This is a genomic window from Paenibacillus sp. FSL R5-0636 (genome assembly GCF_037974255.1).
Taxonomy (GTDB): Bacteria; Bacillota; Bacilli; order Paenibacillales; family Paenibacillaceae; genus Paenibacillus_AQ; species Paenibacillus_AQ odorifer.
This window is the reverse complement of sequence record NZ_CP150232.1, coordinates 1,321,068-1,344,599: the sequence shown is the minus strand read 5'-3', so window position 1 is coordinate 1,344,599 and position 23,532 is coordinate 1,321,068. Positions and strand designations below refer to the sequence as shown.

The following is a 23,532-nucleotide window of genomic DNA, read 5'->3' as shown; positions in this document are numbered from 1 at the left end:
TTACTCAGGAGAATTGACTACAAATTTTTCATCAAATCCACCGTCATGAAACAAACGAACCACAAAATAATTAAAGTCTTTATCATATAAATAAGCTTGGTAAGTAGTTAGTTGTTCTCCTGGCTTAAGGGTATAATAATAAAACGCTTCTTTATTATTCAACTTTTTCACGTTAATCTTTGGCCAAATTTGATCTATTCTCCCACCATCTTGTAAACTTAAACTCCACTTTTCTTTTTGATCATTTAAAGATCTTTTCACTATTTTTTTGCTGTTATTCGTAATTGTAATTTTAGTCCAAATGAAATGTTTGGGTTTACTAACCAGTCCTCCAAATGTATCGTAATTGTAAAGTTTTATTAAACTTTGTGCTTCAATGGAATTAATATCATAAATCATAAACTTCTCAAGCGTATAGCTAAGTCCACCTGCCGTAACCGTAACCGGCAACTCCAAATCCTTTTTCAAACCATATTTACTTAAGTTATCCCTCATAATAGGTACTGGTGTAGCAGTAGGTTTTGCTGTAGCTGTTGGTGTAGCCGTGGCTACTGGTGTAACCGCTGCTGCGTTAGTAATCACGTTCTGCCCCAATACCATGCTAAATAACATTGTCGTAGTCAAAGCTGCCCTTACAATGGTCTTCTTCATCACTGAATCTCTCCCTTTTCTTTAATTGGATTTTTATTACTTATTGAACTTATACTCCTGAACTGCTGGTACCCTGATGGGCTGTTGTGTTTTGGATCTGGAGATCAGAACCGGGTGCTCCGTCTCAATGACGGCAATAACCGAAGGACCTGCGATGTATTTGGTTATGCCATATTCGCTATCCTCGTATAAAAGTGGAAAAGTCACCCCATCGGAATCGTCAATAATATCGAATTTCACAATCTTTACTTGTGTCTTAAAGCGACTGCCCCCTTGGGGGGAAAGGCCGCTATCAAGGCCTAGATTGTTCTGTAGGGTTTGCTGAAAAGTATCGTACGCTTCTGTAGGATCTATAATCAGACGACCACGAGTCAATTCGGTCTCATCTAATTCCTGTGCGGCATCGTGAACAGCGATATTATTTGCGTCTTTTAACATGCTGCGCAGCTGGTCCCACTCCTGATTCTGGATCTGAAAGAACCAGGAGTAGATAAAGATCAGTAGGACAAATGCCAGCTTAATAATGTAATCCATAAATTACGCTCATCCCTTAGTCAATCGAGATACTCACTCATAATTGATCCATGCCCATAATATCGAGTCGGCTGCGAAACCGTAGAAAAATTATAAGGAAACAGATTTATCCGCGGCGCGGTTACATACACATCAATTCGTTGCTTTCGCTCTTGAACGGTGTCTGTACTGCTCGTAATTTCTATCGAAGCTTCAGAAAATCCAATCGCCTTCAGATTTGAAATTACTTCATTCCGCATAGAAGCTGTAACCATCCCCTCTGTTGCTGCTTTTTGTGTGATATAGGACGTATTAGCTTTGACCTGTAAATCTAGCAGATAATCTATGTAGGTGAAGATAGGCTGCAGGATAATAAACAGGACTAGCCACATGAACAATGCCCGGAGGACAGTCTCCTTCATTAGATACGCCTCCTTCTAATACTGTTCCACTTGCTTAGTATGTGAGATGATGTCGTCCTGACTGCTGCCGATCATATGCGTAGCTACCGTGACAAACATCCCCGCAATTATAAATCCAATGGCCAAAAACATAGCGACGGAAATAGAGTCTTTTTTCATCTGATTTATACCGAAACGTGAGTCATGGACATAGTTACAGCAGTTTGGCTAGGAACCAGCGGTTGAGTTAGAGATACCCCCGGGATCGTCGGTCTATTATCATCGGCAGCATTAATCACGTCACGCACCAGAGGAATCAAAATGGCAATTACGATGGCCACACACAAAAAACCGATAGCGATAAACAAACCTGTAGAAATAGCGTCTTTTTTCATTGTTAATTTCTCCCTTTTTATTTTAGGTTTTAAAAATAAGGTTGAATATACAATTTTTCACTGGAACATGCCGACTCCATTAAAATTTCCTTTGATTAGCAAAATGTACTGCATCGCCATCGCAACGATCATCAAAAAAGTAGCAATCGATGGAATAACATTAATAATCGTCGATAGATCACCGATGAATGACCATTTTTTTAAATACTGATCGCTGGAGATTTTGGAGATAATCTTGCCTTGTTCACGCAAATAGTTTGCAGCTTCCGTGTCATCATCCATACCTTCTGTAGCCAGTAAAATGGACCGGATGTCATTAATAAAGTGATGGTTATCCGGAAATTTGGCACAAAACCATTCAATCGCCCCCTCCACACCCTCATCTACTGCCCGTTCTGACAGCTCATACAAGTCCTGACGTATATATTGAAAATATCCCGCTGTACTCCCACAAAAAGCACCAAACTGCACATATCCGCGCTTACGTAGGCGATTATTCTCATAGAGGCGAATGAAGGAGATCAACTCGCCATCTTTTTGAATATTCGTCTTTTGGTGAAGCCACGCCAACACCCAACCAAGCGGAAGATAACGCATCGGACTGCTGATTACGAGAATAAGTAGAGCAATTAGAGGGTCATAGAATGAAAAAGGAACAGATCGGATGAAATTGCTGACGACTTGGCTAAATAAATAGATGATTGCCGCTGAATAACGAAATAGCGTAACTTTTCGAGCTGAAATTGATAAACCACATTCATTCAATAATTGCTGAAATCTATCACTCTGCACGCGTTCACCCAGCGCATTCCACCGTATGCCCAGTCGGACAAGATATCGTTCCTGCTTACTGCTGCTGCTCACAAACACAAGTAATGCGATATACACGATCCCGATCACTGTAATTAGTAGTAATAATCTATCCATAGTTCATCACCTTAGTGGTAGTCCAGTTTGGGTCTGGCAAGAATAGTACTGATCACAAAAGAGATAAAAAGGCCGGAGACGATCACCATCAAAAAGGAAAGACCTGCCGTAGTTTCGAACTGCAGTTGAAAATAGACATCGGGCTTCAGCATATACATAAAGGTTCCAACCGTAGATACCAGCACCAGAAGATTCCCATATAAGCCAAGGCTGATCGCATCTCTACTTCCTGCTTTTACAGTCAAAATCGTCTCTCTCTGCTGCTCCATAGAACGATTCAACAGCATTAGCGAGCTTTTTAAATAACGGGTTCCCTCCTTCTCGGCATAGAGCAAATCTGATATAAACTCTAAAGCGAAGGTGGTGCCAATCGCGCTGGAGAATCTCCCTGCCTCCTCAACAAGCTCCTTCTCATTACTGTAATTAGAAAATGCGGCACCTAGCAGCTTCAGAGGGCTCTTTAGTACATTTTTATCCGTTAGAAAATCCGCTGTCCGATCAAGGATCGAATCTACCGACAAATGTGTGAATTTGGTGGAGATTTTGACTACATCGAGGAGATCGTAGCTTCCATGTACCTTCCGCTGTGCATAGATATATCTCATACGAAAATAAGGAATCGTCGCAGATATTACAGCTATAAAAAGCGGAAATCTCCACGCCCCCTGAATCGGCTGTCCCTCATTAAAAGTAATCCCCTCCAAAAAAGGATTGTTAAAACGCAACCTTCCAGGGAGCTCACTAAGTGTCAGTAGTCCTGATAAGAAAACCGCAATAAACAAAATGGCTGTACGCATAACAAAACGCATAACGCTAATGCCCGGTTCATACTTCCGGTGTACGAAATAGAGAAGCTTGTCCAGATGGCGGTAGAGCCACAGCCTTTTTTTAACCGAGCTGACTCTTTTGCCAAAAATACTCATCTTATGTTTAATTCGAAAATCCACTTTCTGGACTACCTGCCGTAAATGCCTTTCGATGAGCAGTTTGGTGAGTAACCACAGTCCCCACGCAATCCATAAATGAAGGACAAAACGAAAAATATACAATAGTAAATCCATAGCTGCACCTCCTCACTCATTAAGTACTATCTTAGATTTCAAGCTTTCTTTAAGCGGCTGATCCATCGGCTTTGTTGAAGCAAGTCGTCCCAGCTCTTTTTGGACAATCTGCGTAGCCTGCGCATTTTTCTTAGTCATTTTCAGCATCAGATTTTTCGTCAGCTTGTCATTGTAAGACCAACACATTTCCTGCGGCTCCCAGCGCATAAGATCATTAGCAAACACTGAATTTCTATCCTCTTCGTAAAAGATTTCTGATATTCGCGCCAGCCGCTTCTTCCCGTTCGGAACACTCTCCAAAATAAACACCAGCTCGCATGATTTCAGCGCAGAGATCAAATGCCCCTTAAGACTCCCGCCAATTCTTGTGGATACAGCAAATGCACCTTGATAAGGAATGTCCTCCGAATCCACAGTGTGGAAGGTTCCGGTAATCCCGTCGTATCCTTTTTCCCCACTCCACAAATAAAATTCCCACTCGTTATAACGCATCTCTGTCATATACAAAATATTCGGGTCATGCCGCAGCGACTCTACTCCCACCTCCATCAGTTCCTCATTCGCAGCTTGAATTGGAATAATCCGATGGCCTTTAATCTGATACGGTAAAATGGATTCCGGATGTTTCTCTATCATCACCACTCCCATGCAGGATGAAGAGCCAAGCAGCTGCTCACCAACAATCGTATTGGCAAAGGTTGTTTTTCCTGACCCTACAGCACCTGCAATAATGGTATTACGAAACGTGGACGATAACGCCCGAATGAACTCAACCGCCTCCGCAGGAATACATTCCGTACCCGCTTGATCCTCCAAATCCAGAAATTCTACAACTTGTCGCCGCAGTGATATCGTAGTAAAACCCTCCCAGACCCTAGGTGATACCCAAATCGCAAGCCGAATAAATCGACCTGGCCAGAGCGGATCATCCATTTTGAACTCCACCGAAGGATTATCCTTGTTCAGCTTTTTATTGGGATCACTTTTTAGTAAGGAACGCTTCAGCTGCTCCACCCGATCCAGTGAAGGCATCTCATACGGATAAGCTATAAATTCACCTTTATAGTTATAAAAAATTTGCTTCCCAATCATTTGTAATCCGGTTGACTCGCTGTATGCACGATCAGTAAACCAACGATACGCTGGCCCAAAGCCCTTCCACTCGTGATACAGCGCCTCTGCCGCCGTTCGGTACGCTTCTGGAACCTTTCCAGTAAAAGGTGTTTTTCGTAAGTACTTCTCAATCTCATTCATAAAAAAACTAACTGCCTGCGGATCGCCAATCAAAGCCTTTGCATTTAGCTCGAAGTAAGCGTCATCCTCACGTTCTAATCCTTCGTTCATCTCGGTCTTCATTTTTTGTAAAAAAGCATAAAAATCTTCCTTGCCCGGTTTGCTAGTGCGTAACACGCTTTGTTTTAGAGAAAAGAGTGGACGACTCGCGAGAGTTTCAATCATAGAAATATCCCTTTCTTTTTGGCCTCTGGCGCTAATCCCATCGACACCAATAGAGAATGTACCTTATCATCCACATGCTGCAGCTCTTTTTTGCCTAGAGGCAAGCTTTCCTGCAAGGGCTGGTAATACGGTAACTCCAGCAAGATTTCAGTGCCAAATCTAAGGGCCATATTTTTGGACGAAGATATTTCCTCCACATTACTGCGGTTAATGATCAGCTGGAAATCATGCGGACGCAGATCTATATGCCCCGTAAGCTCGAAAAGAGGTTCTAATCTGTATTCATGTTTAGGATGAGTGACAATCATGCGTAACGACGACTTTTGCATACCGACATACCACGCAGCACTCTCGGGAATTGAACCGAAATCAGCAATAACCACATCTGCATTTGCTCCAGCTCTAGCCAAGAAATATTCGATCTCCTCCTCCAGATAATCCTGAACACTTAAATAGTCGTAATTTCCCGGTAGATACAAATAGCCATCCTGTCTAATCAATTGCTGGAAATCTTCATCATGAATCATCTTCCCTGTAAGCTTGGGGCGCAGTTTGTCTAGACTGATCGTAGCTTTGCGCTCATACCCGGGATCATATAGATCCAAACCAAGTACAAGAACACGTAGACCTGCCGCAGCAATTCGTCTTGCAAACAGCTTCGCCACACTTGTGCAACCAATGCCTGGACCTGAGCCAAAAAAACCAACCAAATTGCTCCGTTCCTCCCCATCCTCTTCCAGGATAAAACGAATCTTCTCTATCACTGCTGACGAGGTAGAACGAGGAGGAATAAAATATAGACCTAAGCTTTCACATAACATATGCACAGCTTGATAGCCCCGAATTCCCTTTTGCAGATATAAATACAGGATCATAGAGCTTGGATATTTGTATCGCAGCTCGCTAAGCGCTTGAACAGGTACCTGGTCACTAGTAACCATTAACATATGACCTTCGGTATGCGCCGGATCGGGATACACGTTTTGTGTAACTACATTAAATCCCGCGTTTTTGATATCATTAATCGTTAACTGATCTATGCCCAGACTAAATATTTTCAAGGCAATCTCCCCCTACTCTACCCGTACGATCCACAGCTTTTTGCCCTGCTCCAAAAATTTCCCTAGCCTTTGACCCTCATTTTTCTTCAGCTTCAATTCTGGTGTCGCCACCTTGCCAGTAGAAGTGAATCGGTTATTGTTGTTACCTTTCTCAGAATCCTGCACATCATTATTGTCTTCTGTTCGCACATAGTTCACGGTAACTCCAGATAAGAAGATCTCTTTAGTAGGATCGCAAAGCCAGCTTTGTTCTTTCACCTGCTCCTCGTTTTCTTTTTCCCCTGTATTTGAAACGAGCGCCTCTCGCTGCTTCTCTCGATCACCTTCTACAAGATAAATGTCTACCTTATCCCGGCTTCGCAACGAACCATTAATGGCATAGATGGCCTCCTTCGGAATAGGAAATATACCTTCATCCCGCAAAGGCTCTAAATCACTAACATCCACCAGTGATGCTGTCAAAATACTACCGTTAGTCAGATTCACATTCGTAATTTTGTGCTCCACTTGTGCGATTTCCGTAATTACACCAGAGGGTATATCCTTGGTCTGAACAGAATCCAGATACAAATCACTTGCTTTCAGCTCATAATTTTTAGGTAGAGATTCCCCAGCTCCCACCTTAACTTTGACCACGGTTTGGGAAAGCACGTAGGGCTTGAAATAGAGATCATAACCTAGCAATCCCCCGAATCCAGTAATCAAAATGAGACTTGCGAAGAAATAATTACGTTTTAACAAACGTCCCCGCTGTAACGACAAACCTTCCACCTCCTTAACTACATGATTTTTGAGAACGACAAAAAGCACCTTGGCATAAATAGCCAAGCTGCTGGTAAAATGCTTTTTTACCTCATAGAGATTTAGAGAACTATTAAATTAAAGGGTTCCGGTGAAAGCCCTCGGGCATAATCGTTGCTTTCACCGGAGAATACCTTTATTTAAATACTACAGTTTTATTCTGATGGACGAGAATCCGGTCCTCGATATGCCATTTCACCGCACGAGCCAGAACAACACGTTCAATGGTACGTCCAATCCGTTTCAGCTCAATAACATCATCACTGTGGCTTACCCGCTGTACATCCTGTTCAATAATCGGTCCACCGTCTAGTTCTTCAGTAACATAGTGAGCAGTTGCCCCGATAATTTTCACCCCGCGTTGATACGCTTGGGCGTATGGATTGCCACCAATAAAGGCAGGCAGGAAAGAGTGATGAATATTAATAATCTGATGGCGATAATGCTCAATAAAGGACGGCGAAATAATCTGCATATACCGTGCCAATATAATAACATCGATATCGTCTCCGATGACCTCTAACTGGCGTTTTTCTGCTTCAGCCTTAGTATCCGCTGTGACTGGAATATGATGAAATGGAATGCCAAACGACTCGACATAAGATTTCATATCCAAATGGTTACTAACGACGAGGGCAATATCGGCATCGAGATCGCCCGCTTGCCACTGCCAGAGCAGTTCAACAAGACAATGGTCTTCTTTAGAGACGAATATGGCAAGTTTCTTCTTATGACGAACATTAAAGATCTTCCAGTCCATCTTAAAACGCTCCGCCACTCCGCCAAATTGAGAGCGAATCTCTTCCAGACGATCGCCTAATTCAGGTAGGTCAAACTCGACTCTCATAAAGAACATTCCACCATCTGGATCCATCGTATACTGATCCGACTGCACAATATTTGCGCCATGCTGATACAGAAAGTGTGATACAGCCGCCACAATTCCCGGTCCGTCAGGACAGGAAATGAGCATACGTGCCCGGTTGGAATAATGCTCGACACCTGACGAATTGTTTCTTTTTACGTGTAATTCCATGACCCTCTTCCCATCCTCTCATCTACATACGCAATCTGAAGTATAGCTTAAGCGTTCACGAGCACTTATTTGCCTGCTAACCAAGCAATTAAGCGATGATTAATAGCTTCCTCGCTTAGCTGCGGGAACAGCTGGGCAGCGACAACTTCATCGTATAGACGCTCCAGTGGTTCACGTGGATCAGCTTTTTTAGCTTTGGCATCGTTCTTCAGCAGCTCCCAGACATTAAGTACATATTGACGGGAATCGATCTCCTGCTTGGCAAAAAATTCACGTAATGTTTCAACATCCTGCACGAATTCCGCTCCAAATCGTTCAGCTACATTACCACGCAGCAAAGCGATCTCCACCTCATACATCGGACGTTGTGTCTTAGCATCTTTACCAATCCATGGGGTCTCCAGAATGAAAGGAAGACCTTCCAGCTTTTCATGGTGTACGATTTTGTTAATCGTATCAAAGCCAATCCAACCCGAGCCAATTGGAGTGTGACGGTCTTTGCGAGCGCCACATGGATTTTTACTGTCATTAATGTGGATTACACCAAGACGGTTCAATCCGATAGTCTCATCAAATTTGTTGAGAACACCGTCCAAATCATTAACGATATCATAGCCAGCATCATGAATGTGGCAAGTATCAAGACAGACCGACAGACGTTCGTTATGTTCGACCTTAGCAATAATAGAAGCGATTTCTTCAAAACTGCGGCCGATCTCTGTTCCCTTACCAGCCATAGTTTCTAAAGCGATATGCACTTCCGTTTCGTTCGTGCCTCCAAGCACCTCATTCAGACCATCTGCAATCCGCTGAATACCATATTCAGCATCTTTATCAGTGAACGCACCTGGATGTAATACAATATGCTTGACCTCAAGTGCATGCGTACGGCGAATTTCCTCTTGCAGGAAATCAACAGCCAGTTGATACGTATTCTCTTTATAGGAAGCGAGATTAATAATGTAAGGTGCATGGACAACAATCTCCTCTACACCATTCTCTTTCATAACCTGCTTCCCTTCGTTGGGATACATGGCATCAATCGGCTTGCGGCGCGTATTCTGCGGCGCTCCTGTATATATCATAAACGAGCTGGAACCATACTCATTTGCTTCATTTGCTGCGGTCAAAAGACCCTTGTCCGAGCAAGACACGTGTGAACCTATTTTCAGCATACTTCTTCCCTCTTTCCTTCACGAATTAACCCCTATTCTACCGTGATCGGAAAAATAAATCTAGACGAGGCCAATATGCCGGGTTCTGCTTCGCAAAACTTTGGAAATAAGCTATACTTTAATATGAGAATAATTCGTGTGAGAATCCTCATTGCCAAAAGGTGGTGTATGCATGTTTATCCAATCAGGACTTGGTTTATTATCCACACCGAGCAATTGGTTTATGAACTCTATCGCTTTCTGGACATTTATGCTGCTTGGTTCCATGTGTATCGGCGGTTTTTTTATGTTCCGCAAATTCCTAAAGGTCCTGCCCAAAGCTGATGGAAAGTCAAAGCTAGACTGGCAAAATTACTGGGTGGAACGTAGCCGCCCGCTCTGGAGTGACGAAACAAAGGCCTTTTTGGACCAGCTTGTTCAACCTGTACCTGGGCCATTTCGTGATATTGCGAAGCATTCTATTGCTGCCGAGATCGGAAAAATCGCAGTCGAGAGCAATGCAAAAGAAGTTACTCGCGATCACTGTATTAAAGGTTACATAGTTGCCACACCGCGGCGCGATAACCGTTTTCTTGTCAATTTTCTCGAAAAGAATAAAATCGATTACTCTGCTTACCAGCATTTGTTTAAGTAATTTTTAATGAATTGTACGATTTAGAACGGAGGCCCTCCTTTGAAATATGTGATATGTGGCGGCACCGGTTTTATAGGTAGCGAACTAGCAAAATACTGGCTGCAAGCAGGTAATGAAGTTGCTATTGTAGGTCGGAATTTACCAAAAGACGCAACAACAATTCATCCTAAGCTGAGTTACCACACCTGGGACAGTCTAGGTTCTAATCCCGCTCCAGTGGAAAATGCAGCTGCCCTAATTAATCTCGCCGGAGCTTCCCTTAGCCAGCGCTGGAGTCCAAGTCGCAAAAAAGCGATTATGCAGTCCCGACTTGCAACCGTTTCCGCAGCAGCTAAGTTAGTAGATCAAATGAAGCAAAAGCCTTCCGTAATCATTCAGGCTTCCGCCGTGGCGATTTACGGTACCTCTTTAGAGGATACTTTTAATGAGTCCTCACCAGCCCAGGTCATGGATTTCCCTTCAGAAGTAGTTAAGACATGGGAAGAAGCTTCAGATGAAACCTACCATGATATCCGCGTGGTCAAGCTGCGTACCGGAGTTGTGCTCGGCAATGAGAGCGGAGCATTCCCCAAAATGAAGCTGCCTTATTTATTAGGTTTTGGCGGAAACATTGGCTCTGGAAAGCAGTGGCTCTCTTGGATCCATCTGACGGATATCGTCCGTCTAATTGATTTCTGTACGCAAAATCCAACGATTAACGGACCTGTTAATGCGACTGCTCCACATCCGGTAACGAACGAAGAGTTCGGCAGAACGATTGGCACAGTCTACAAACGGCCACATTGGTTCCCTTTACCAGCCTTCCTGTTAAAAACAGCAGCCGGAGAATTATCCGAAATCTTACTTAAAGGTCAGCGCGTCCTGCCCGCAGCGGCATTAAATCATGGCTTTGACTTTACCTTCCCTACACTTCAAGTCGCTTTAGAAGATTTGAAAAAACAAAAATTGTAGAGCCACATTCATCGTTAGAACTCACCTTCATACTGTATGAAATGTGTAGCTTCCTTTTATAATTTTAAATGTGGTCCCCTCTGTTAGTGGATACTCTTTATACGGGACCATGGCTTCACCTTGAAAAAGCGTTCCATTTCTGGAGTCAAGATCCTTCAGAATATATCCGCTGGTGCTTCTAGATATCTCAGCGTGTACTCTAGAGGCGCCTTCTGATCTTTCCACATATTGAGCCACCTCTGCCGATCGGCCGATAATGAAGCTAGTTCGATTTAACTCGATCATCTCTGCCTCTTCGCCCTCCTCACCGCTTCTTTGGAGATAAGGAATACTCCGATCCAGCTTTTCGATTTGTCGTCCTTGCTCAGGCGGTTTCTCCTGTGATAATAAGGTTGTTGGAGCTATTGCTTCTGGTGCTTTAACAGAACTTTGTTCCTCTGCTAGTGATTCATAACGTGTCGCCGGAACGCTAGCTGCTGAATCAGAGGATTGCGGAGTTATCTTTGGAATTGTTGCTGGAGAACGCGTAGAAGTCACAGGGTTCCTGCCAAAATTCCACTCCAATTCTTTTCGACTCGGATTACAGTTAGTATCTTCAGAATCCTCACCCAGGCCATCAACATCTTCTTTACCAACCTTTAGCCTTCCGCTCCAAACCATCCAGCTTAAAACAGCCAACACAATCGTCACAACTCCACAGACGGCAAGCCATAACGGCTTGGGACTATCCAAATATAGAAACTTCCACAGTAGTGCATCGCCTAATAGAAACCCTAGCACTATATAGGTTCTTGAGCTTGAGGCTTGTGGATTCGTTACCTGCTCATCCTCCAAGCTTAGAGACAGGCTCTCCTCCTCTTTTATCTTAAGATTAGGATAGCTGCTGATCCAAGGAGTAGCAGTCGGCTGCAGCTCCAATTCCTTATCTTCGCGATGCTCATATATTTTTCTTAATGGTGGAGCTGCTGCCTCTTTCACTAGATATTCTTTTACGCCTTCATGAAGCTGTCTTTCAGGTGTAACGGGCTCTCTTTCTGTCAGCAACTCTGATAAAAGAATCTTTAAGCCAGCTGGAGTAAATCCCTCTTCACTGCAATATTGCAATAGTCTTTGCACACCACTGCCAGTAAGCTCTGTGATAGATGCCATTAACACCATAATCAGTGTCTTGAGTGACTCTCCAAGCTTTGAACCAGACTTATTTTCCTGAATGGGTATGTAGGTTAGGTATACTTTACCGCTCTGTAACGACCCTTCAATAAAAATGTAATCTGCATGCAAAGCATACTGTTCCGCCCGCAGCATATATAACCTGCCATCTTCCATGCCTTGGGCAATTTGCAGCAATAACCCGAAAAACGAGTTCATACTTAGCTTCTCTCCTTTGAGTAGATGACTAAGCATTTTTTTGCGTAAAACAGCGTATTCCATAGTAACCTTCATATCTATTTCTCTAAGTAACAGCCTCAAATGATGAGGAATGTCGGTGTTCATCAGCATGCGTGCCTGAATCAAATTAAGCTTCTCCGCAGGTATTCCTTCGGGTTCACCAAGGATCATATATATACCATCCTGTTGTATAAAATCACGGGTTAATCCGAACAACAAACATCAGCTCCCGAACTAAAAGTATAGATAAGCGCATATGGAACCAGGGATAACAGCCAGCATGAAAGGGAATTTCAACAGTTCACTATCGTTATTTTTTAATAGTAACGGGCTCTTCCATAAAATGAATCCAGAAATTCTGCTGATGATCTTACGCGAACGACTGATCGCCTCCCGTCTCTTTAAAACAATTAGCCAGCCTATTAAAGCTCCAAATAGTACGGAGTACATCACGACTTGCAGCGTAAAAAACATCCCTGTCCACGCGCCGATTCCAGCAAAAAGCTTAACATCCCCCGCGCCAACCGCCCCTATTAAATGCATGATCAGAAGGACTGTAAATCCTACAGCAGCTCCCCCGAAAGCCCTCAGCAGTCCATGCCAGCTATTTATCACCCCTTGTGCAAGCAGACCAGTGAAAAAGCCTGACAAGGTGATCCAGTTTGGTATTCTCATCGACTTTAAATCTGTAATAAGTGCCGCTGCTAAAAACGGTAGACATCCCCAAAATGCCCACTCTGCCATTTATTACACTCCTTTTTCCACCCTTTCACTTCACTACTGTGAACATAACCTCAACAGATCTACCGTCATCCAGTTGTATAACAAACGGCCACGAGCCCGGTGTGGTATTTACGCCAATTTTCCATTCCCACTCGATATATCCATCTGCATCCGCTTGTTTCCAGCCTAAATATTTGGCAGTACTGCCCCCGCTCTTATAAAAGACTGACAAGCTGGCAGAAGCATCCGGCGGTATTCTGGCACGAACCTTGCCTTGCTTATTCGCTACAGCCGGGTTCGGCTTTTCTAAGATTTCAATGAATTCTTCTGGTTGGCCAGTACCGTTCCCCTCCTTGGTTGTGCCTTCTCCTGTATCCCCGATCCAGAGACGTTCAACAGCACTTGCTTCTAATACAATACTTTGGTTTAGAAAAGGGACTTTCATCGGCAGCTTATAACTAACCACTAGCCCAAGGTATGGACGAGTACCCTCTTTTAGCTCCGGCACCATAACATTGGATACATGAATTCGCTCATAATCCAGTAAATCTGATGTCAGGTATGGTTTCAATAAAGGTTTGATCGCAAGATCAAGTACACTTTCACTGGTCTGTGCCTGAAGCTTCTGCAACGGTCCCTCACCACTTTCTAAAGCGGACATAACCCACTCATTTAACGGATTGGGTAAAGACTCAGCATAACTATTGCCCCAATCAGTAAGTGACAAGCGAGGAATAGTCCAATTCAGGCCAGCAGAATGATCACTGTCATCCCACCCTGAATCATCACTTACTTCGCTGGATGTTCCCCATTTCTGCACCGCCAAAGCCGCAGGATACATATGAGTTGAAATAGACTTTACAGTGTCTGATGCTGTACTTTGCAAAGCTGTCGAATACAAGGTCATCTGTACGATAGATATCAGGAACAGGACGAATAGCAGGAAGAACGGAAGAATCATCGCCGCTTCTACTACCATGCTACCTTCTTCCTTGTCCTCCCCTCTGATTCCATACCCATCCCCCATCTCCTTACCAACCTCCCGCTAATAAGAATAATCAGCTTTTACTGCCCTCAGATACTTATTCCCTTGTACATCTCCCGGAAAATGAGCAGTATAATTCAACATTTTAACTACACCTGGCAGAAACCATAACTGCATTTGGAGCTTAATGTCCGATGATACATAGGTGTTTCTTTCCTCTGGATTTATTCCTGTGTTCAGTTGAATCAGAGCCAGCATCCGCGATAGCTGCAATTCCCCGCCTCCATGCATTATCATGAACAGTCGCAGATGATCACGGTAAGTCAGCTGCGCCGGCATATATTTAGATAAAGGAATCGCATCCTTCTCACAAAGCTGCAACATATCCTGAATGGCATGCTGGATTCCATACAACAGTGCCGCCGCTAGAACAGCCAGTGGATTTCCCAAGGTTGCCTTCTCTATAAAACCTTCCATCGTGCGAATGGACAACCTCATCGCGAATATTTCGGCATAGGCTGCGGCCACATTCCCCGCGGGATTATGAAATCCGTATAAAATGTATTCCAGCTCCTGAGCGCGAGGATCAAGCTGATCTGTGAGCTCACTAGTGTCTTCCAGAGAATTCAGTGCCAGACTAGCTAACTTTGAAACATCAAAATGCTGAAAATAAAGCGCGGAATACTCCGTTTGAAAAAGCCTGTCTCTAGCGCCCCCCATAATGCCACTCATTGCTGCATAAATCCCGTCAATATCCTTCATCGCCGAACTTCCAGCAGCATAGGGATCTGAGGATACTTCAGATTTATCAGAGGATTGAGACTCCAATCCGTTGTTAAATGAAACATTGTCCTCATAAAATTGATGAAGGATTTGATAACGTTCCATCGAAGCTGCCGCTCCGCTACCTAGCATTCTAATCTTGTTCAGTAGTGCTCTAACCTCGCCCAGCTTGGATTTAGCTTCCCACTCTACTTGCTTACGTGCTTTATCCGAGCTGCGATGCTGTTCAAGAAAAGCCAAATCACTAGCGATAACACTTCCCTTCTTACCGTATTTTTTATAATAGTTGTCCACTACATGCGAAGCCCCTAGAACAGAGGAAATCATTTGGTAGGAATCGCCGTTGACTCCCAAAGCTTCCTGCAGCTCTGCTGACAATCCTGTTACCGTCGGTTCAATGGATTCGTACACACTTTGCTGCATAAATAAACTATTCTCCATACTACTAATGTCAGCCGAAGAGAGGATCAAGGCATCTTCCTGTTCATGCAGCTTTTTAAGTGGCTCAGCACTTATTTCCCCTGAACTTCCCGGAATATCCCAGTCTTTAGCAGGATCGTCCGCCAGATTTACGCCACTTATTCGGGAAGCTGCCAAAACATCTCTCATCTCGTCATTCAATTGCTGCGCCTTGTTTAACGCATCCTTCGCTTCCTCCATTGATTGTCCATGTTCTTCACGAAAGGTTGTTAATAAGGCTGGGAGCCGCGATAACATTTCTGAAGTTCGGCTCTGATAAAGTGCCAACTGATAAGTGTACTTTGCAGGCTTTTTACTATCACGATACAGATCGTCGTAATATTTCCCGAGATAGTCACTATACTGTGCTGGTATATCCGCGGCTGCTTGCATGCTTCCGAGCGAATGGGCCGAGATAGAATCCCCGGGCGGATTCATAATCCATAGCAGTATTCTTCTTCCACTCTCCGCCGCTTGGCTTCTCCTCTCTAACATTAGATCCAAATTCTCTTCACGTTCATCATATAAAGGTTGCAGCTTACTAAGTAATTCGGTAGCTCTTGAGGCCTCTGCCATTACGCCTGACAGCGGTTTGAATTTACCTGCCAGCTCCAAGGCGAAATCTACCGGAGCCTTATACTTCATCTCTTCCAGTATTTGATGACGAAAAACATCATAACTTCCCAGCGGCCGGCTCCATTCCAAGGAGGAGGATTCCAGTGCAAAGGGTAAGAGATTGAACGTATCCCCCCGCCCACTTTTATGCAAATTTTCGTTGAGCACTTTGGACAGCAGCATATCTCCATTGCTATCACCAAATGCAAACAAACCGTACTTCTCTCGTAATTCAACATGATATGAAGACATAACAGAGCGGACACTGGCTCTCGCTAATCGTTCCTCCTGAACGTTGAACGCAGCAATTCGCGCATAATCAATCAGCACAGCAGTAAAAAGAAAGACGAAAGCCAGCACCATGATTAGAAAAATTGTAACTGAGCCTTCTGTTTTGCCCTTAGCAGGACAACCGGTAAATTTACTTTTCATTAAAACCCCCTCCCTTGAGCAGAGATTTTACTTATCCTGAAGCTTGGTCAGCATAGCAGAAGCATCCTTCTTATCCATGTAAACTGCTGATCCACTGCCCTCAGGGCCCCCTTTAAATTTAGCTCCGAAATAACGCATCAGGTCGACCGTACGAATAAACTCAACAGGCTCAACAATGATAGACTGGGCTTCAACAGTTGGTTTAGCCTCATCCGATAGAACCTTATCAAGCACAGGTAAGCTCAGTAGACGGTTTAACTCAGCACTTACTCTCCGTCCTGTAAGGCTGTAAGCATAACGCATAGTTCCTGGCATATTGTCCGGAATCATGGCAGACGAATGGCCCAGTTTAAGCACTGGCAAATCACCCTTATCTGATACTTCACCGGGCAACTCTATTGTCACGCCAGCACTGCCAGCTTCTGCACCGAATAATGAGGCTAGCAAGGCATCATCCCCAATTCTCCAATAAAGGGAGTCATACTCACCAGCCATGTAAGAACCAGAGGCCTCCTTGTGACTGTTGTCCCAGTTGTAAGCCGCCCGCTCAGTAGCTCCTGAGGCCACTTGCAACAGCATGGACTTCTGATAGCTATACAAGCAAAAAAACAAAAGAAGCATCGTAATAAACATGACGATCGGCAACAGAAGTGAAGCTTCAATGGTAAAGCTGCCTTGATCACCCTTAAGCTTGTTCAATCGAATACTTCCTGGCTCTTTTCACCCGCCGTTTTAATTAAGGCTTCTACTACCTCTTGAATTTTGTCCTTAAACAAAAGAACAACCGCAATCAAGACAGCAATAATCAAAATCATCTCCAAAGTTCCTAAACCTTCCTCGTCTTCCCAAAAGTTCTTCATACTGTCCAACATTGTTGATACCATCAGCTTCAGCCTCCTACATTTTTAACATCAAAAATGCTGGCGTTCCCACCAGTACAATTACTATTAAAAAGATAACTACCATCGGGAAAACTAATTTGGAGGATGCCTGCTCTCCGCGCGTCCGGCTAAGTGCCTTTCGTTTATCCCACAGCATCCGCGACAGATCACGTAGCGATAGCACAAAATCCGCTCCACCTCTGCGATAATTCAGCAGAACTGTCGTTGTGAATACCGATATCTCCTGCACAGCGCATCTCTTGCTGAAATTTTCAAACGCCTGCTGGAAGGAATATCCGCCCTCCCATTCACTAGTCATAATCATTAGCTCCTTATACAGAGGATGATTCGTATCCCCTCGGTGGCTTTCCACACAGCGAATAATAGCTCGTTGCACGGTCTCTCCTGCGCCAACCAACAACACAATACTGTTCAGCAGCTCTGGCAATTCGAGCATAATATTCTGCTCCCTTACCCTCACCTTTTTGTGCAGATCACTGACCATAGCGGTTGGTAGAGCAATTGCCAAAAATAGACCCAATATCATACCTGCCTGTTCGCCACTAAATGCTGTAATCAAACTTCCACCTACAAGCAACAGCCAGCTGTAACTTATCATCTCACCCATGAACAGCAGGGTCCGCTCTGCGCTATAACGCATCCCATAACTGCGCTGTAGAGAACGCTGAATTCTGAACAGCAGTGAGGGATACCGACTGGCGATACCACTCTTCTCAATAAGCAGTAATAACGGTTCGCCTAACTTCCGAAGCCGTAATCCTTCCATAGGAAGACTGCGTAACGCGACATATCTGTTGCCGCATTGAATTCGCAGTAAAACCCAGACTATCAGCAAAATAACAGTAACCACCGCACATAGCCAGCGCATGTTTTCACCCCCTTCACAGTGGAATGTCCATTATTTTAGTAGTCCAGAGATAACATAGGAATAAAGCAACAAGAGCTAATGTCGATATGGCTATACCCGCTCCTGTATACATTGGCTCCATATAATCTCCAGCCGTCAAACTCATAAACATCACCATGATCAGCGGAGATATCAGCAGTGCCTTAGCCTCAAATTTCTTCTGAGCAATACTTACAGCAATATCCTGCTGAATATCCAGCTTCTCACCGATAATCGTTGATGTACGGCGCACCACTTCTACAAGATCACCACCAGTACGTTTACAGACCGAGAACACATCCGCGAATCGCTCGATGTCCTCCATTCCCGCTCTTACACTAAAGTTCCGCAGCGCTTCTTCCACAGGCTGTCCATATTCCATGCGTGCACAGATAATGTTTAACTCGGAGATCATATCACTGCTTCCCTCCGGGTCGAGCATACGTAAATCCTGAACCGCCTCTCGGAATGCATTCTCCACCGAACGCCCAGCTGAAAGGGAGGAAGACAGCGAAAATAACGTCTGCTTAAATTGTAAATTCAGTGCATTTCGACGTCTTTTCAGTAGATAGTTACGCAGTATATGCGGGGCATAAGCTCCGCCCGGCATAAGCAGCAACGACAGCAGCCAATGATGATAAAAAAGATATCCAATTCCATACATCAGCAGTCCACCTGCAATAAGGGTCAGAATCCTCTGCAGCAAGGTCAATTCGTATACCTTATAATCTGGTAATAACGAAGGACCGTCAGGATCCGCTTCTACAGGCTTTGCAGCAACAAATTTAAACTTAAGCATGACCTCCCCCCTTCTGGAATTTTGAATCTCTATTGAGCCAATGGATAGGAGGTTACACCAGCCATCCTAAGCTTCGTTGTATGCAACAATGGGTTACCACAGGGAAGCAGCCCCCCTTGCACCCTTCCCTCTCGTTCACCAGCTTCTTGAAATTCATATAAGGGATTCAAGATCACTTCCCCGTCTTTCAACCCCGCAACCTCACTGATCTCCATCACCCGCCTGGAACGATCACGGAGACGGGATAAGTGTACAAAGATATCAATTGCCGATGAAATTTGCTGGCGAACAACAGCTACCGGAAGCTCCGCAGCACTCAGCACCATCGTCTCCAGTCGACTGACCATATCGTGTGCGCTGTTACTATGGCCCGAAGACAAGCTTCCATCGTGTCCGGTGTTCATCGCCTGCAGCATATCGAGACATTCCGCTCCCCGTACCTCCCCCACAACAATCCGGTTTGGGCGCATTCGCAGGGAAGTACGAATCAAATCTCGGATGGAAATCTCCCCTCTACCTTCCGTGTTGGCATTTCTGGTCTCCAGTGAAACAAGGTTCGGCACCGTAACAATCTGGAGTTCAGCGGAATCCTCTATCGTAATGACCCTCTCCTGTGGGGGGATATACTGAGATAACGCATTAAGAAATGTGGTCTTCCCAGAGCCGGTCCCGCCACTAATAAAAATATTGTATTTAGCAGCCACTAAGATTTGCAGCAGCTCTGCGGCTTCCAAGCTTAAGGCTTCACGACGGACTAAATCCTGCATCGTCATCGGTGTTTCAGGGAATTTACGAATGGTCATCGCCGGGCCCTTCAGAGCTACTGGCGGAAGCACGATATTTACACGCGATCCGTCTTTTAGCCGAGCGTCAACGATAGGAGAAGAGTCATTTACAACCCTGTTCACACCGGATACAACCGTCTGGATAATATCCTCTAACCTGCTGCTGGACTCAAATTCCAAATGAAGGCGACGAATCTGACCCTCCTCTTCTACAAAAATCTCAGTATGGCTGTTAATCATAATCTCAGTGATCGCCGGATTATCCACTAAGGGCTGAAGCACATCCAACCCTCGAAAAGAATCGAACAATCTCTTCACGAGCTCATGTTTCTCCTGTGCTGTTAAATAACGCAGATTTTCGCTGTCCAAAATTGTCCTTTCAATATATTGGGTGAGTTCACGATTTCCAACTGCAGAAGTAACATCTAATCCTGCCCGGATGTCACTACGAAGTGCCTTAAACATTTCCTCATTCATGTAAACCCTTACCAGTGAATACTTGCGGAAGCGACGGTTCTATAATCTGCTTGCACAGCTGTAAGATCTCCCTTTGGAATTGTGGTGAGTTCAGAAAAAGCTCCTCACGATGCTGCAGTGTCCAAGATGGGATATATGGAAGTACACCTTCAACGGTTATCCCTTCGGGAGGTGCCCACACCTCCAAACCATCTGCAGCAAAATTCACTGCAAATCTACTTTTATCCATCACTTGGGAGGGCATACCAGAATTAGGAGCATTACAATGGGATAGCCATCTCATGGTCTTATGAATGCTTACCTCATCATTTCTAACTACCCACAATAGAATTCCGCATTTATGTAACACAGCTTTGGCACGTTCTTCTTCAATACTGCCGGTATCTACAATCACTACGTCAAAATTCCTTTCGGCAACCAACAGCCCCAATAAATCTAGCGTATCCTGCGTAGTCATCTGCAGCATTTCTTTTACATTAATAATTGGCCTAAATGCAGCGCTTCGAAGGTGATCATACCTGATGACGTATTGTCCCAAATCAATCGTATCGGCTCCGCCCTTATCTCGGCTAGCTTTGATTTCATAAAGGAGCCGCTCTAGTCCAGGCGTATCCCCTGCAGGGGGGCGCAAAAATAATCCACTGCTGTCCACACTTTCAAGATTCAAATAAAAGACTGAAAGCCCCATTTCACCTAGCTGCTTAGCCATATTCATAGCTACTGTGGTTTTGCCCGTGTTCCCGCTTGAGGAGACGATACCGAGCAGCAGCGTTTCATCTAATACAGAGGAACCTCTAGCTCGTTTCACTTCACATAGCTGAAGAAATGCTCCTAGCAGAGAAGGCAGCGCCTGATACTTCGCAATCATAATGCCTCCAGCCAAGCTCTTAGAACTCCTGCTAAGATAAGCACCCTCCTCACTCAAAACTGCCCAAGGCACCTTATTTCTTCCCTCCACAAGCCAAGCCTCGATAAAAGTAACGTCACCTACAACAGCATCCGGCATATCCTCTCCCCTCATAAATTCGATAAAAGCATCCAGCCGGCTAAAAGCCGTAATTCGCAGCATTTCTCCATACTCACTATGATGAAGATAGTGTAGCAATGGTTCGATATATTGGCTTTCACGCACTGCGAGTACAATCCTTGCCGCCATAAAACCTCTCTCCTTTCGTAAGAAATTTATAAATATTATCAAAAAAAAGACAGCAAAAAAGCACCGACAATAACCGTGGATACGGTACATTGAACGGTGCTTCCGTTACTATCCCTTTAATTTACAGCTATAGTAGCATATATATAAGAAGGCAGCAATAAGTTTTTTCGCACATCAAGTGGTTTTTAGACTCTCATCGTATCTTCGCGCCAATTCTTGATGGCAGACCGGATATCGGCAGGACTAAGCTTTTCCTTCACCGCCCGCTGACATAGTGCCGGAAACTCTTCATCTCCTGCATACCGAAGCGCAATAATCTGAGCTAATTCAAGCTCTGGATTTAATGCTTCACCTGTCAATCGGAAATACCGGAATTGCTCCTCCACCCTCACTACTCGATCCTGATTTTTTGTGGCATAAATTCGAATTCGAGTAATCGCAAATAACAGGCATAGAGATAAACCAAATAATAGCAAGGGCACTGTTAAAGCACCATCATCACGTAACACCTGAACGACATAAATTCCCGACCATACAAATATAATCAGCGCAAGCGGCATAGTTACAAAATGATAAGACCAATCAAAACGCATAAAACCTTTAGGTTTCCCCTTATTCATAATTCATCTCCATATTTATTTGACTTATATATTACTGAAGCTTGGTCTCTCCAGGTATAGCCACGACAAATGGTTTTCTAGTATCGTCCCAAGTCAGAGACTGTCCTGAAACTTTAGTAGTTCCATCCGCATGAACCATTCCATAAATAATCTGACTTCCCCAAACACTCGTATAAAAAGAGGCATAAGATGGAGCTAGAACAGGTGCTTTACCATATTCCTTCGCAACTGGGTAACCGAATATCGCGGTAAAATCTTTATTTGTAGCCTCTTTAGACATATCCAGATCAGCTTCCCAAACTACTTTTACAATATTATCCTTGATCTCATAATACTTTACGAAATGTCCATACATTATAAAATAACCATCAGATCTGCCTTCAGGAAAATAATACGTCATGGACAATGCTTCATTATCACCCGTCAATTTGGAGGGTTCTCTTTCTTCAACCGGGAATTGCAAAGCAGCTATGCGGGAAACAACTAAGTCATTACTATTATAATTCTGCACAAGTTTAGCATTGGCCCGTTCCTGAACCCAGACTGTATTCGTAGCAGCATCTACTGTTACTCTCGCTCCAAGAGCCTCCGCAATAAATCGCAGGGGTACCGCTACTCTTCCATCCACTATTTTGGCCGATACATCCAATTGTACAGCTTCCGAGTTCTTCCAAGCCGTCCGTGAACCAACCGTAAGCTTAATCTTCATAGAATCTCTAGCAATCGTAGCTTGCTTGGTATTGGCATCCCATTGAATAGAAGTATTCTTGAATCTTTCAAAAGCTTTCAGCGGAACCAGCGTCTTCCCCGACACGATTTGCACACCAACATCCACACTTGAATTGTTCACCATAATACGAAGCTTGGGGGCAGCTGAGGCCGTACCGATCATACTTAAAGATAACAACATGACTATAAAAAGCAGAAGCCCTTTCCGTTTCACTATTCGTTCACCCCTAGTGATAATATGAAAAAACTATACCAATTTATAGTTTCATTATAACATTCTCCCAGATTATGGTTTACAAAAATCTCCGTTTGATCTCTGGGGTAGGGAGCATACACTGCTCATCACGTCCGAACCAACGATAGCGGTTCTTAGCTACATACCGATAAAGGGCATTGCGCAATGGGCGTGGTACTAAGATGAACACGTATGCGGCAGGCCAAGGAAATCTCAATTTACGGGCAATTCTTAGCACAGCGGCCGACTCTGTATAATACACTCCGTTCTCCAGTAAAATCACCGTGTTTAATTGTCCAGGCTGAAGTCCGGACTCTTTCATTAGCTTAGCCGCAATCTCATTCTGTAAAGGTGCGAATAGAAATTTAGCCTCGGGGTCACGCGGGATAATGAAACGAACTACCCCCTGGCAAAGATGACACACTCCGTCTATCAACACGATGGACTTATCTTTCATAAGGTTTAGTTCCTCGTTCATGGCTCCCCCTCCGTC

Annotated in this window: 27 protein-coding genes; 2 read left to right on the top strand and 25 right to left on the bottom strand. The window is 44.2% G+C overall.

The window, feature by feature from the left end; all coding sequences use genetic code 11:
- The 12 genes from MKX34_RS05880 to MKX34_RS05825 form a co-directional block, all read right to left on the bottom strand.
- Positions 1 to 651: a hypothetical protein gene (locus MKX34_RS05880; protein WP_076296856.1), complete on the bottom strand. Its 651-nt coding sequence runs from the start codon at positions 649 to 651 to the stop codon at positions 1 to 3.
- A 36-nt stretch (positions 652 to 687) separates the two neighbouring features.
- The gene (locus MKX34_RS05875) at positions 688 to 1,185 is read right to left on the bottom strand and encodes a hypothetical protein (protein WP_076272051.1); all 498 of its coding nucleotides are present in this window, start codon (positions 1,183 to 1,185) and stop codon (positions 688 to 690) included.
- Positions 1,186 to 1,205: 20 nt separating this feature from the next.
- Positions 1,206 to 1,586, bottom strand: a complete 381-nt coding sequence (locus MKX34_RS05870) for a hypothetical protein (protein WP_036681716.1) — start codon at positions 1,584 to 1,586, stop codon at positions 1,206 to 1,208.
- A 15-nt stretch (positions 1,587 to 1,601) separates the two neighbouring features.
- Entirely contained in the window at positions 1,602 to 1,745 is a 144-nt protein-coding gene (locus MKX34_RS05865) for a hypothetical protein (protein WP_155288092.1), read from the bottom strand.
- A 5-nt stretch (positions 1,746 to 1,750) separates the two neighbouring features.
- The gene (locus MKX34_RS05860; RefSeq protein WP_036681712.1) at positions 1,751 to 1,960 is read right to left on the bottom strand and encodes a hypothetical protein; all 210 of its coding nucleotides are present in this window, start codon (positions 1,958 to 1,960) and stop codon (positions 1,751 to 1,753) included.
- Between the two features lie 57 nt (positions 1,961 to 2,017).
- Positions 2,018 to 2,887 carry a hypothetical protein gene (locus MKX34_RS05855; RefSeq protein ID WP_076296855.1) on the bottom strand — a complete coding sequence of 290 codons (870 nt, stop codon included), beginning with the start codon at positions 2,885 to 2,887 and terminating at the stop codon, positions 2,018 to 2,020.
- A gap of 11 nt (positions 2,888 to 2,898) precedes the next feature.
- Complete coding sequence (locus tag MKX34_RS05850) at positions 2,899 to 3,948, bottom strand: hypothetical protein (RefSeq protein WP_076272053.1); 1,050 nt, start codon at positions 3,946 to 3,948, stop codon at positions 2,899 to 2,901.
- 12 nt (positions 3,949 to 3,960) lie between these two features.
- Positions 3,961 to 5,304: an ATPase, T2SS/T4P/T4SS family gene (locus MKX34_RS05845; RefSeq protein ID WP_169744740.1), complete on the bottom strand. Its 1,344-nt coding sequence runs from the start codon at positions 5,302 to 5,304 to the stop codon at positions 3,961 to 3,963.
- Between the two features lie 98 nt (positions 5,305 to 5,402).
- On the bottom strand, positions 5,403 to 6,467 hold the full coding sequence (locus MKX34_RS05840; RefSeq protein ID WP_038569124.1) for a hypothetical protein: 1,065 nt from the start codon (positions 6,465 to 6,467) through the stop codon (positions 5,403 to 5,405).
- 12 nt (positions 6,468 to 6,479) lie between these two features.
- Complete coding sequence (locus tag MKX34_RS05835) at positions 6,480 to 7,229, bottom strand: SAF domain-containing protein (protein WP_076296854.1); 750 nt, start codon at positions 7,227 to 7,229, stop codon at positions 6,480 to 6,482.
- Between the two features lie 175 nt (positions 7,230 to 7,404).
- On the bottom strand, positions 7,405 to 8,304 hold the full coding sequence (gene purU / locus MKX34_RS05830) for a formyltetrahydrofolate deformylase (protein ID WP_036681703.1): 900 nt from the start codon (positions 8,302 to 8,304) through the stop codon (positions 7,405 to 7,407).
- 65 nt (positions 8,305 to 8,369) lie between these two features.
- Positions 8,370 to 9,479 carry a deoxyribonuclease IV gene (locus MKX34_RS05825; protein ID WP_038569120.1) on the bottom strand — a complete coding sequence of 370 codons (1,110 nt, stop codon included), beginning with the start codon at positions 9,477 to 9,479 and terminating at the stop codon, positions 8,370 to 8,372.
- Positions 9,480 to 9,651: 172 nt separating this feature from the next.
- Between MKX34_RS05825 and MKX34_RS05820 the strand changes: the two genes are divergently transcribed.
- Positions 9,652 to 10,113 carry a DUF2621 domain-containing protein gene (locus MKX34_RS05820; protein WP_036681700.1) on the top strand — a complete coding sequence of 154 codons (462 nt, stop codon included), beginning with the start codon at positions 9,652 to 9,654 and terminating at the stop codon, positions 10,111 to 10,113.
- Between the two features lie 48 nt (positions 10,114 to 10,161).
- Positions 10,162 to 11,064, top strand: a complete 903-nt coding sequence (locus MKX34_RS05815) for a TIGR01777 family oxidoreductase (protein ID WP_305953659.1) — start codon at positions 10,162 to 10,164, stop codon at positions 11,062 to 11,064.
- A 27-nt stretch (positions 11,065 to 11,091) separates the two neighbouring features.
- On the opposite strand, the gene MKX34_RS05810 is transcribed toward MKX34_RS05815, so the two are convergent.
- The 13 genes from MKX34_RS05810 to MKX34_RS05750 all read right to left on the bottom strand — a co-directional run bounded on the left by MKX34_RS05810 (position 11,092) and on the right by MKX34_RS05750 (position 23,517).
- Entirely contained in the window at positions 11,092 to 12,669 is a 1,578-nt protein-coding gene (locus MKX34_RS05810) for a DUF6382 domain-containing protein (RefSeq protein WP_076296852.1), read from the bottom strand.
- A gap of 18 nt (positions 12,670 to 12,687) precedes the next feature.
- A complete protein-coding gene (locus MKX34_RS05805) occupies positions 12,688 to 13,197 on the bottom strand; it encodes an A24 family peptidase (protein WP_076099045.1) in 510 nt (169 codons plus the stop codon).
- A gap of 25 nt (positions 13,198 to 13,222) precedes the next feature.
- Positions 13,223 to 14,203 (bottom strand): TadE/TadG family type IV pilus assembly protein, encoded by a 981-nt coding sequence (locus MKX34_RS05800; protein ID WP_076296851.1) that lies wholly within the window; start codon positions 14,201 to 14,203, stop codon positions 13,223 to 13,225.
- A gap of 18 nt (positions 14,204 to 14,221) precedes the next feature.
- The gene (locus MKX34_RS05795) at positions 14,222 to 16,450 is read right to left on the bottom strand and encodes a hypothetical protein (protein ID WP_076296850.1); all 2,229 of its coding nucleotides are present in this window, start codon (positions 16,448 to 16,450) and stop codon (positions 14,222 to 14,224) included.
- Between the two features lie 27 nt (positions 16,451 to 16,477).
- Positions 16,478 to 17,149 (bottom strand): TadE family protein, encoded by a 672-nt coding sequence (locus MKX34_RS05790; RefSeq protein ID WP_256717629.1) that lies wholly within the window; start codon positions 17,147 to 17,149, stop codon positions 16,478 to 16,480.
- Positions 17,146 to 17,334 (bottom strand): Flp1 family type IVb pilin, encoded by a 189-nt coding sequence (locus MKX34_RS05785; protein ID WP_036681690.1) that lies wholly within the window; start codon positions 17,332 to 17,334, stop codon positions 17,146 to 17,148. The genes MKX34_RS05790 and MKX34_RS05785 overlap by 4 nt, the downstream gene beginning before the upstream one ends.
- 13 nt (positions 17,335 to 17,347) lie before the next feature.
- Positions 17,348 to 18,220: a type II secretion system F family protein gene (locus MKX34_RS05780; protein ID WP_076296848.1), complete on the bottom strand. Its 873-nt coding sequence runs from the start codon at positions 18,218 to 18,220 to the stop codon at positions 17,348 to 17,350.
- 13 nt (positions 18,221 to 18,233) lie between these two features.
- Positions 18,234 to 19,037, bottom strand: coding sequence for a type II secretion system F family protein (locus MKX34_RS05775; protein WP_076296847.1), 804 nt, complete (start codon positions 19,035 to 19,037; stop codon positions 18,234 to 18,236).
- Positions 19,038 to 19,066: 29 nt separating this feature from the next.
- Positions 19,067 to 20,299, bottom strand: a complete 1,233-nt coding sequence (locus tag MKX34_RS05770) for a CpaF family protein (protein WP_076104851.1) — start codon at positions 20,297 to 20,299, stop codon at positions 19,067 to 19,069.
- Entirely contained in the window at positions 20,292 to 21,455 is a 1,164-nt protein-coding gene (locus MKX34_RS05765; RefSeq protein ID WP_051491201.1) for a hypothetical protein, read from the bottom strand. Before MKX34_RS05765 ends, MKX34_RS05770 begins: the two co-directional genes overlap by 8 nt.
- Positions 21,456 to 21,640: 185 nt before the next feature.
- The gene (locus MKX34_RS05760) at positions 21,641 to 22,075 is read right to left on the bottom strand and encodes a DUF6526 family protein (RefSeq protein WP_076296846.1); all 435 of its coding nucleotides are present in this window, start codon (positions 22,073 to 22,075) and stop codon (positions 21,641 to 21,643) included.
- A 31-nt stretch (positions 22,076 to 22,106) separates the two neighbouring features.
- Entirely contained in the window at positions 22,107 to 23,018 is a 912-nt protein-coding gene (locus MKX34_RS05755) for a copper amine oxidase N-terminal domain-containing protein (protein ID WP_076224657.1), read from the bottom strand.
- A 79-nt stretch (positions 23,019 to 23,097) separates the two neighbouring features.
- A complete protein-coding gene (locus tag MKX34_RS05750; protein WP_076185832.1) occupies positions 23,098 to 23,517 on the bottom strand; it encodes a thiol-disulfide oxidoreductase DCC family protein in 420 nt (139 codons plus the stop codon).
- Between the last annotated feature and the right edge of the window lie 15 nt (positions 23,518 to 23,532).

What these genes read in the sequence shown, in the direction of transcription:
- MKX34_RS05880 (WP_076296856.1), bottom strand. Translation starts at nt 651, where the DNA reads ATGAAGAAGACCATTGTAAGGGCAGCTTTGACTACGACAATGTTATTT.
- MKX34_RS05875 (WP_076272051.1), bottom strand. Translation starts at nt 1,185, where the DNA reads ATGGATTACATTATTAAGCTGGCATTTGTCCTACTGATCTTTATCTAC.
- MKX34_RS05870 (WP_036681716.1), bottom strand. Translation starts at nt 1,586, where the DNA reads ATGAAGGAGACTGTCCTCCGGGCATTGTTCATGTGGCTAGTCCTGTTT.
- MKX34_RS05865 (WP_155288092.1), bottom strand. Translation starts at nt 1,745, where the DNA reads ATGAAAAAAGACTCTATTTCCGTCGCTATGTTTTTGGCCATTGGATTT.
- MKX34_RS05860 (WP_036681712.1), bottom strand. Translation starts at nt 1,960, where the DNA reads ATGAAAAAAGACGCTATTTCTACAGGTTTGTTTATCGCTATCGGTTTT.
- MKX34_RS05855 (WP_076296855.1), bottom strand. Translation starts at nt 2,887, where the DNA reads ATGGATAGATTATTACTACTAATTACAGTGATCGGGATCGTGTATATC.
- MKX34_RS05850 (WP_076272053.1), bottom strand. Translation starts at nt 3,948, where the DNA reads ATGGATTTACTATTGTATATTTTTCGTTTTGTCCTTCATTTATGGATT.
- MKX34_RS05845 (WP_169744740.1), bottom strand. Translation starts at nt 5,304, where the DNA reads ATGAAGACCGAGATGAACGAAGGATTAGAACGTGAGGATGACGCTTAC.
- purU (WP_036681703.1), bottom strand. Translation starts at nt 8,304, where the DNA reads ATGGAATTACACGTAAAAAGAAACAATTCGTCAGGTGTCGAGCATTAT.
- MKX34_RS05825 (WP_038569120.1), bottom strand. Translation starts at nt 9,479, where the DNA reads ATGCTGAAAATAGGTTCACACGTGTCTTGCTCGGACAAGGGTCTTTTG.
- MKX34_RS05820 (WP_036681700.1), top strand. Translation starts at nt 9,652, where the DNA reads ATGTTTATCCAATCAGGACTTGGTTTATTATCCACACCGAGCAATTGG.
- MKX34_RS05805 (WP_076099045.1), bottom strand. Translation starts at nt 13,197, where the DNA reads ATGGCAGAGTGGGCATTTTGGGGATGTCTACCGTTTTTAGCAGCGGCA.
- MKX34_RS05800 (WP_076296851.1), bottom strand. Translation starts at nt 14,203, where the DNA reads ATGGGGGATGGGTATGGAATCAGAGGGGAGGACAAGGAAGAAGGTAGC.
- MKX34_RS05795 (WP_076296850.1), bottom strand. Translation starts at nt 16,450, where the DNA reads ATGAAAAGTAAATTTACCGGTTGTCCTGCTAAGGGCAAAACAGAAGGC.
- MKX34_RS05785 (WP_036681690.1), bottom strand. Translation starts at nt 17,334, where the DNA reads ATGGTATCAACAATGTTGGACAGTATGAAGAACTTTTGGGAAGACGAG.
- MKX34_RS05780 (WP_076296848.1), bottom strand. Translation starts at nt 18,220, where the DNA reads ATGCGCTGGCTATGTGCGGTGGTTACTGTTATTTTGCTGATAGTCTGG.
- MKX34_RS05775 (WP_076296847.1), bottom strand. Translation starts at nt 19,037, where the DNA reads ATGCTTAAGTTTAAATTTGTTGCTGCAAAGCCTGTAGAAGCGGATCCT.
- MKX34_RS05770 (WP_076104851.1), bottom strand. Translation starts at nt 20,299, where the DNA reads ATGAATGAGGAAATGTTTAAGGCACTTCGTAGTGACATCCGGGCAGGA.
- MKX34_RS05765 (WP_051491201.1), bottom strand. Translation starts at nt 21,455, where the DNA reads ATGGCGGCAAGGATTGTACTCGCAGTGCGTGAAAGCCAATATATCGAA.
- MKX34_RS05760 (WP_076296846.1), bottom strand. Translation starts at nt 22,075, where the DNA reads ATGAATAAGGGGAAACCTAAAGGTTTTATGCGTTTTGATTGGTCTTAT.
- MKX34_RS05750 (WP_076185832.1), bottom strand. Translation starts at nt 23,517, where the DNA reads ATGAACGAGGAACTAAACCTTATGAAAGATAAGTCCATCGTGTTGATA.